Annotated in this window: 7 protein-coding genes; 6 read left to right on the top strand and 1 reads right to left on the bottom strand. The window is 60.6% G+C overall.

Features of this window, described 5'->3' with window-relative positions; genetic code table 11:
- Window positions 1–262: 262 nt before the first annotated feature.
- From speB to KGB28_RS13925, 6 genes are all read left to right on the top strand, one after another.
- Window positions 263–1,213: an agmatinase gene (gene speB, locus KGB28_RS13950; RefSeq protein WP_008018246.1), complete on the top strand. Its 951-nt coding sequence runs from the start codon at window positions 263–265 to the stop codon at window positions 1,211–1,213.
- A 9-nt stretch (window positions 1,214–1,222) separates the two neighbouring features.
- Window positions 1,223–1,645, top strand: coding sequence for a YybH family protein (locus KGB28_RS13945; RefSeq protein WP_150755714.1), 423 nt, complete (start codon window positions 1,223–1,225; stop codon window positions 1,643–1,645).
- A gap of 55 nt (window positions 1,646–1,700) precedes the next feature.
- Window positions 1,701–3,212, top strand: a complete 1,512-nt coding sequence (locus KGB28_RS13940) for a purine-cytosine permease family protein (RefSeq protein WP_223445910.1) — start codon at window positions 1,701–1,703, stop codon at window positions 3,210–3,212.
- Window positions 3,213–3,366: 154 nt separating this feature from the next.
- The gene (locus KGB28_RS13935) at window positions 3,367–4,746 is read left to right on the top strand and encodes a sodium:solute symporter (RefSeq protein ID WP_223445907.1); all 1,380 of its coding nucleotides are present in this window, start codon (window positions 3,367–3,369) and stop codon (window positions 4,744–4,746) included.
- Between the two features lie 85 nt (window positions 4,747–4,831).
- On the top strand, window positions 4,832–5,557 hold the full coding sequence (locus KGB28_RS13930; protein WP_223445905.1) for an MBL fold metallo-hydrolase: 726 nt from the start codon (window positions 4,832–4,834) through the stop codon (window positions 5,555–5,557).
- 70 nt (window positions 5,558–5,627) lie between these two features.
- Window positions 5,628–5,879 carry a phosphopantetheine-binding protein gene (locus KGB28_RS13925; protein ID WP_150813377.1) on the top strand — a complete coding sequence of 84 codons (252 nt, stop codon included), beginning with the start codon at window positions 5,628–5,630 and terminating at the stop codon, window positions 5,877–5,879.
- A gap of 86 nt (window positions 5,880–5,965) precedes the next feature.
- Here the strand turns inward: KGB28_RS13925 and KGB28_RS31510 are convergent, their stop codons facing one another.
- Window positions 5,966–6,094 carry a PA1414 family protein gene (locus KGB28_RS31510; protein WP_007972508.1) on the bottom strand — a complete coding sequence of 43 codons (129 nt, stop codon included), beginning with the start codon at window positions 6,092–6,094 and terminating at the stop codon, window positions 5,966–5,968.
- Between the last annotated feature and the right edge of the window lie 128 nt (window positions 6,095–6,222).

Below are 6,222 nucleotides of genomic sequence, written 5' to 3'. Positions count from 1 at the left end.
AGTCAATATTGATGTTGACTGACCCACCGCTATCGCGAGCAAGCTCGCTCCCACAGGTACTGTACAACTCATCACATTGAAGGATGAGGCAACAAGTCTATCCCCGCCCTCGCCATTAGTTTAGAAAAATCTGAACTAAGTATTTGCCCGTAGCGATTCTTCCCGGCCACTACATTTCGCAGAATCGGCGCCACAAGGTTCGCCCGTACTCCCGTGAACGGCTTACCTAAATAAATAAAACAACGACGATGAGGCCCTACCCGTGGACAAGATTCTTCACCAACCACTGGGCGGCAACGAAATGCCGCGCTTCGGCGGCATCGCCACCATGATGCGACTCCCCCATTTGAATACCGCTGCCGGCCTGGACGCTGCCTTCGTAGGCGTGCCCCTGGACATCGGTACCTCTCTGCGCCCCGGCACCCGCTTCGGGCCTCGTGATATCCGCACCGAATCGGTGATGATCCGTCCTTACAACATGGCCACCGGTGCCGCACCGTTCGACTCGCTGTCGGTTGCCGACATCGGCGACGTGGCGATCAACACCTTCAACCTGCTGGACGCCGTACGCATCATCGAAGAAGCCTACGACGACATCCTCGAACACAACGTGATCCCCCTGACCCTGGGCGGCGACCACACCATCACCCTGCCGATCCTGCGTGCCATCCATAAAAAGCACGGCAAGGTCGGCCTGGTGCACATCGACGCTCACGCCGATGTGAACGATCACATGTTCGGCGAGAAGATCGCCCACGGCACCACCTTCCGCCGCGCCGTTGAAGAAGGCCTGCTGGACCCGGACCGCGTCGTGCAGATCGGCCTGCGCGCCCAGGGCTACACCGCTGACGACTTCAACTGGAGCCGCAACCAGGGCTTCCGTGTGGTTCAGGCCGAAGAGTGCTGGCACAAATCGCTGGAGCCCTTGATGGCTGAAGTCCGCGAGAAAGTCGGCGGTGGCCCGGTGTACCTGAGCTTCGACATCGACGGCATCGACCCGGCCTGGGCACCGGGTACCGGCACCCCGGAAATCGGTGGCCTGACGACCATTCAGGCGATCGAGATCGTTCGTGGCTGCCAAGGCCTCGACCTGGTCGGTTGCGATCTGGTAGAAGTCTCGCCCGCTTACGACACCACCGGCAACACCTCGCTGCTGGCCGCCAACCTGCTGTACGAAATGCTCTGCGTACTGCCTGGCGTAGTCCATCGCTGAGGACCGGTCATGAACGAACGTGATCAGGTTTTGAAAGCCGCCGCCGATCTGGTGTCCGCTTTTGCCCGTAACGATCGCGAAGCCTACTTCGGCGCATTCAGCGCCGACGCCAGCTTCGTCTTCTACACCCTCGAACAGCCCCTGCTGTCGCGCGACGCCTATCAGGCGATGTGGGACGGCTGGCGCGCCGAGGATGGCTTCGAGGTGCTCTCGTGCACCTCAAGCAACGCTTTCGTCAGCCTGCAGGGTGACGTGGCGATTTTCATCCATGACGTAGCCACCGAGTTGCGCATGCAAGGGGAGCAGCACTTTAGCCAGGAGCGCGAGACGATTGTTTTCAAGAAACAAGCGTCTGGCCAAGAACAACAAGGCCTATGGCTGGCCTGCCACGAACATTTGTCCGCGATGCCGGAAGGGCTGCCATCCCCTTAGCCAACACAGGTGACGCTCACACACGATGAGCGCGCCTTTATGATCGGAGCTGATCATGAATAACAAAAACAACGAAAAAAGCCTTAGCAGCATCGAAACAAACGGGGTCGAACAGATCCCGGACCATGAGCGTGACGCCAAGCCCAGCGATCTGTTTCGCCTGATCTTCGGCGGCGCCAACACCTTTGCCACCGCCGTGCTCGGCAGTTTCCCGGTGCTGTTCGGCCTGTCCTTTCAGGCTGGCGTCTGGGCGATTGTGCTGGGCGTGGTGCTCGGTGCGCTGATCCTGGCGCCGATGGGCCTGTTCGGCCCCATCAACGGCACCAACAACGCCGTTTCTTCCGGTGCGCACTTCGGCGTGCACGGGCGAATCGTCGGTTCGTTCCTGTCGCTGTTGACTGCTATCGCGTTCTTCTCGCTCTCCGTCTGGAGTTCGGGCGATGCGCTGGTGGGCGGTGCCAAACGCCTGATCGATCTACCGGAAACCGATCTGACCCTGGGCCTGGCCTACGGTCTGTTCGCGCTGCTGGTATTGACCGTGTGCATCTATGGCTTCCGCTTCATGCTGTGGGTCAACCGCATTGCGGTGTGGGCGGCCAGTCTGCTGTTCCTGCTGGGGGTTTTCGCTTTCGCCCCTGCATTCGACAGCCAGTACGCCGGCACCGTCGCCATGGGCCAGGCCGGTTTCTGGGCGGCGTTCATCGGGGCAGCATTGGTCGCCATGAGCAACCCGATCTCCTTCGGTGCGTTCCTCGGTGACTGGTCGCGCTACATCCCGCGTGATACGCCCAAAGGCCGGATCATGGCGTCAGTGATCGCCGCGCAACTCGCCACGCTGATTCCGTTCCTGTTCGGCCTCGTCACCGCCACCATCGTAGCGGTCAAGGCACCGGACTACATCGCGGCCAACAACTATGTCGGCGGCCTGCTGGCGGTATCGCCGAGCTGGTTCTTCCTGCCGGTGTGCCTGATCGCGGTCATCGGCGGCATGTCCACCGGCACCACCTCGCTCTACGGCACCGGCCTGGACATGTCCAGCGTGTTCCCTCGGGTGCTGTCGCGGGTCAAGGCCACGCTGCTGATCGGTGTGATGTCGATTGCCTTCATCTTCATCGGGCGCTTCGCGGCCAACCTGGTGCAGAGCGTGTCGACCTTCGCGGTGCTGATCATCACCTGCACCACCCCGTGGATGGTGATCATGATCATCGGCCTGCTGGTGCGTCGCGGCTTCTACTGCCCGGATGACCTGCAAGTGTTCACCCGCGGCGAGAAAGGTGGCCGCTACTGGTTCACCCACGGCTGGAACTGGCGTGGCCTGGGTGCCTGGATCCCGAGCGCGGCCGTCGGCCTGTGCTTCGTCAACCTGCCGGGTCAGTTTGTCGGGCCGCTGGGCGAAATGGCCGGTGGTATCGACATCAGCCTGCCGGTGACCCTGGGCCTGGCCTCGCTGGTGTACCTGGCGCTGCTGAGCCTGTTCCCGGAATCGAGTGCAGTGTTCGGTCCGAACGACCCTCGCAGCAAGAGCACGGATTCGCACGCTAAACCGGCGATGCGTCAAGCCGCCTGATCCAACACATTACCCTGTGGGAGCGGGCTTGCCCGCGAAGACGGCAGCACATCCAACATTGATGTGACTGACAGACCGCTTTCGCGAGCAAGCCCGCTCCCACAGGGATTGATTTTCAGCCTCACATAAAAAAGACAATCGGAGACACGCAACAATGGCTTTGGATTTATTCGTCGTACTCATCTACGCCGCCGCGATGCTGATACTCGGCTACTACGGCATGCGCAAGGCCAAGACCAACGAAGACTTTTTGGTCGCCGGTCGTAATCTCGGCCCAAGCCTGTACATGGGCACCATGGCTGCCACCGTCCTGGGCGGCGCGTCCACCGTGGGCACCGTGCGTCTGGGCTACGTGCATGGCATCTCCGGTTTCTGGCTGTGCGCGGCCCTGGGTTGCGGGATCGTGGCGCTGAACCTGTTCCTCGCCAAACCGCTGCTGAAACTGAAGATCTACACCGTTACCCAGGTCCTGGAAAAACGCTACAACCCGATGGCCCGCTCCGCGAGCGCGGTGATCATGCTGGCCTACGCGCTGATGATCGGCGTGACCTCGATCCTGGCAATCGGCACCGTGCTGCAAGTGCTGTTCGGCCTGCCGTTCTGGATCTCGGTCCTGCTCGGCGGCGGCGTCGTGGTGATCTACTCGGCCATCGGCGGCATGTGGTCCCTGACCCTGACCGACATCGTCCAGTTCGTGATCAAGACTGTCGGCCTGATGTTCATCCTGTTGCCGATCTGCCTGTACCGCGTCGGCGGTTGGGACGAGTTGGTGTTGAAACTGCCGGCGGCGAGCTTCAGCTTCACCACCATCGGCTGGGACACCATCATCACCTACTTCATGATCTACTTCTTCGGCATCCTGATCGGTCAGGACATCTGGCAACGGGTGTTCACCGTCAAGACCGCCAAAGTGGCTCAGGTTGCCGGTACCGCTGCCGGTATCTACTGCATCCTCTACGGCCTGGCCTGCGCCCTGATCGGCATGGCTGCCCACGTACTGATCCCGGATCTGGACAACGTCAACAACGCCTTCGCCGCGATTGTGAAACTGTCGCTGCCGGACGGTATCCGTGGCCTGGTGATCGCTGCCGCACTGGCCGCCATGATGTCCACCGCCAGCGCCGGCCTGCTGGCCGCGGCCACCACCCTGACCGAAGACCTGCTGCCAAAACTGCGTGGCGGTAAACAGTCGAGCCTGGCGATCAACCGCCTGTTCACCCTGTTGACCGGCATCGTGGTACTGGGCATCGCCCTGATCGTGAACGACGTGATCAGCGCCCTGACCCTGGCCTACAACCTGTTGGTGGGCGGCATGCTGATCCCGCTGATGGGCGCCATCTTCTGGAAACGCGCCACCACCGCCGGCGCTATCGCCAGCATGGGCATGGGCTTCGCCACCGCACTGCTGTTCATGTTCAAGGACGGCCTGGATGCCAACACCCCGATCTACTACAGCCTCGGTGTGGGTCTGGTGAGCTTTGTTGCAGTCAGCCTGCTGTCCCGTCGCCCGGTGACTGTGGCCAGCGCGGCCTAAGCTGAACATAACGACTTGATGCTTTCTTCGACGAGTGTGGCGTCGGTTGCCACACTCGTTTTTTTTCGTCTGGAGAAAACATTTCATGAAGATTGTTTCTCGCAACCAGTGGTTCGAGGTGAATCCACTCAGAGACGGCATCCGCCTGATTCACGAGCCGTACATCCGCCCCTTCTACCGCTGTAATCTCTGGCACATCCAGGGCCGTGACAAAGACCTGCTGCTGGACAGCGGCTCGGGCCTGGTCAGCCTGCGCGAACAACTGCCGTGGATCACCGAACGGCCACTGGTGGCCGTGGCCAGCCACTGCCATTTCGATCACATCGCCGGTCATCACGAATTCGCTGAACGGCTGGTGCACCCGGCCGAGGCGGACATTCTCGCCGCGCCCGATGGCAACAATGACCTGAGCAAAGCTTTCGTCGGCGACGACATGTTCGAGGCGCACCCCGATTGCCCGCTGTGCTACGCCGAATACCGGGTCAAGGCCGCACCGGCCACGGGGTTTGTCGAAGATGGAGATGTGCTGGACCTGGGCAATCGGGTGTTGCAGGTCGTGCACACACCGGGACACTCGCCGGGCGGTATCTGCCTGTACGAAGCCGCCACCGAGACCTTGTTCAGCGGCGACATCATCTACGACGGCCCGCTGATCGAAGACGTCTACCACTCCAACCTCGATGACTACGCCCGCAGCCTGCAACGCTTGCGTGAGCTGTCGATCCGCACGGTGCATGGCGGGCATTTCGGCAGTTTTTCTGGGGAACATTTGCGCAGCATGATTGACGAGTGGCAGCGCTCACACGGCTAAAGCCTGCTGTACTCAACGGCAGGATCTGCACCGGCAGAGAGAACTACCCCCACCTCCTCGAAGAACGATCATGAAAGAAGCCGCCCTTCGTGCTGTCGTACATCGCTACATCAGCCGCCTGCTGGAAGGTCGGGATGACTTCGACGACAACGCCAGCCTGGCGCAGTTGGGATTGGATAAAAAAGATATCGAAGAGTTGATCTTCCATCTGGAAGATGAACTGGGTGTCACGGCGTTTACCGCGGAGGAAGACCGGATGCTCAAGACCGCCAGGACAGTGAATGATTTGAGCCGGTTCTTGCTGGAGATCGGGCGGTACTAAGGCTGGTGATCAAACGTACACGAAGCGGCAAGGGAGCTTGCTCCCTCGCCACGGGAAACCTTTCACCTGTCAGATGATATCTGCCTTTACCGGCGTCGCTGCTGGCGCCGACGCTGTTCGTCGTCTGTACGAACAGGCACGGGTTGCAGAGGCGGTTCGATCAAACCGAGAGCCACGCCCAGGTCATGCAGCCAGTTTTGGATTTTCTCTTTCATGGTGCCCCCTTCAGGGTAGTGCCGAGCGGCCAAAGTTCTGTAGCCCCTTCGTACAGATAATAGTCCGAAGTCCTACGCAATGCTCGCGCAAAGTCACAATGATCTGTTACTGAATCCATCACAATCAG

The organism is Pseudomonas sp. BF-R-19 (genome assembly GCF_019956445.1).
Lineage (GTDB): Bacteria > Pseudomonadota > Gammaproteobacteria > Pseudomonadales > Pseudomonadaceae > Aquipseudomonas > Aquipseudomonas fluorescens_BH.
This window is presented reverse-complemented; position numbering and strand designations above follow the sequence as displayed.